The sequence below is a fragment of the Acinetobacter sp. V2 genome (genome assembly GCF_001188385.1).
Lineage (GTDB): Bacteria > Pseudomonadota > Gammaproteobacteria > Pseudomonadales > Moraxellaceae > Acinetobacter > Acinetobacter oleivorans.
In genome coordinates, this window is the sequence record NZ_JZFB01000006.1 from 21,029 (window position 1) to 22,879 (window position 1,851).

Below are 1,851 nucleotides of genomic sequence, written 5' to 3' on the forward strand. Positions count from 1 at the left end.
AAAACTGTGCGCGCATTATCTTAGTTTCTTTAATGCACGTCAAGAAAAATTTTAAATAAATTAGGTGAAGTGAGCCTATAAGCCGGGTTCTGTCGAGGATGGTCATTCCTCTAGGCGTACAATCACTCATACGCTCAAGCGACCTACCCGAATCCAGTACGGGCCGTACCTCAGGATTCCTATTTGGTCTTGCTTCTGGTGGGGTTTACCATGCCGTGAACTGTTACCAGACACGCGGTGCGCTCTTACCGCACCCTTTCACCCTTACCTCACGAATGAGGCGGTCTACTCTCTGCTGCACTTTCCGTCGGCTTTCACCGCCCAGGCGTTACCTGGCACCCTGCCCTATGAAGCCCGGACTTTCCTCCCCTGCTTCAGTCACGAAGACCTCCACAGCAGCGACCATCCAGCTCACCTCAGGGGCGCATATTAACAAATTTATTTACTAATTGCTCGTGCTTTTTTGAGCAATTAATTTTTTATATTTGTCTAAGAGCTGCTCTTCCGTTTCCTCATGCTGAGGATCTTTAGGAATACAATCTACAGGACAAAATAACTGACATTGCGGTTGGTCATGATGACCAACGCACTCAGTACACAAATCTGGATGAATTTCATAAATCACCTCACCCATAAAAATTGCTTCATTTGGGCAAACTGGTTCACAAACATCACAGTTTATGCATTCATCGGTGATATATAACGACACGTTACCAACCTTGTTGATGTTTACGTTCAAAGGCCTCAACCACAGCTTGCGGAACAAACTTGGTTACATCCCCTTTTAAACGAGCAATTTCCCGAATTAATGTCGAAGAAATAAATGAATACTGTTCGGAAGGTGTTAAAAACACCGCTTCAAAATGTGGGTCGAGTTGACGGTTCATATTAGCCAATTGAAATTCATATTCAAAATCAGAAACCGCTCTTAAACCACGAAGTACTGCTGTAGCCTTTTGCTCTCTGAAAAAATTAACCAGTAAACCATCAAAGCCGACAAATTCAACATTTGAGAGGTGGCTTAGTGATTTTTGGGCCAGTTCAACTCTTTCTTCTAGACTGAACAAAGGGTTTTTATGATGTCCAATTGCAATTGCTACTACAACCTCATCAAACATTCTTGATGCTCTAGTAACTAAATCAACGTGTCCATTCGTGATGGGGTCAAATGTTCCAGGATAAATTACACGCGTTTTAGACATCCGCTAGTACTCTAATTATATTGTGAACCTATTTTAGCAAAAGTTATACATGAGGCGAAATATTCATGTGCAGGAAAAACTTCACCTTAGCATCAGTTTACGGCACAATAGGCATAATTGTGGAAGTTTGAATTATGGCGAAAGCAACAGTAGTAAAGAAACATAATGGCGGAACAATCGCACAAAATAAGCGTGCCCGTCATGATTATTTTATCGAAGAAAAATTTGAAGCAGGCATGTCACTTCAAGGTTGGGAAGTAAAATCCTTACGTGCTGGGCGTATGACTTTGACGGAAAGTTATGTCATTTTCAAAAATGGCGAAGCATTTTTACTTGGCTCACAAATTCAGCCTTTATTATCGGCTTCGACCCATGTTGTACCTGAAGCGACACGTACTCGTAAGCTATTGCTCTCCCGACGTCAGCTTGAGCATCTAATGGGTGCAGTTAACCAAAAAGGTTACTCATGCGTTCCTTTAGCGTGTTATTGGAAAGGTCATTTAGTCAAACTAGAGATTGCACTTGTGAAGGGTAAACAGCTTCATGACAAACGTGCAACCGAAAAAGACCGTGACTGGCAACGTGATAAAGCTCGTATATTTCATAAGTAATAAAAAAACCTTTAAAGTTAACTTTAAAGGTTTTTTTA

The 1,851-nt window shown here is 41.5% G+C and carries 3 protein-coding genes and 1 other RNA gene; 1 reads left to right on the forward strand and 3 read right to left on the reverse strand.

Annotation, left to right across the window (positions count from 1 at the left end):
• Positions 1-62: 62 nt before the first annotated feature.
• The 3 genes from rnpB to coaD form a co-directional block, all read right to left on the reverse strand.
• Positions 63-418: RNase P RNA component class A (rnpB, locus tag UC75_RS16505), an RNA gene on the reverse strand.
• A gap of 27 nt (positions 419-445) precedes the next feature.
• A complete protein-coding gene (locus UC75_RS15960) occupies positions 446-709 on the reverse strand; it encodes a YfhL family 4Fe-4S dicluster ferredoxin (protein ID WP_034679161.1) in 264 nt (87 codons plus the stop codon).
• 1 nt (position 710) lies between these two features.
• Positions 711-1,202, reverse strand: a complete 492-nt coding sequence (coaD, locus tag UC75_RS15965) for a pantetheine-phosphate adenylyltransferase (RefSeq protein ID WP_023274310.1) — start codon at positions 1,200-1,202, stop codon at positions 711-713.
• Positions 1,203-1,336: 134 nt separating this feature from the next.
• Here coaD and smpB point away from each other — a divergent pair, with 134 nt between their 5' ends.
• Complete coding sequence (gene smpB, locus UC75_RS15970) at positions 1,337-1,813, forward strand: SsrA-binding protein SmpB (protein WP_004641603.1); 477 nt, start codon at positions 1,337-1,339, stop codon at positions 1,811-1,813.
• Positions 1,814-1,851 lie beyond the last annotated feature (38 nt).

Coding starts and splice junctions, on each gene's coding strand:
- coaD (WP_023274310.1), bottom strand. CDS start 1,202: ATGTCTAAAACGCGTGTAATTTATCCTGGAACATTTGACCCCATCACG.
- smpB (WP_004641603.1), top strand. CDS start 1,337: ATGGCGAAAGCAACAGTAGTAAAGAAACATAATGGCGGAACAATCGCA.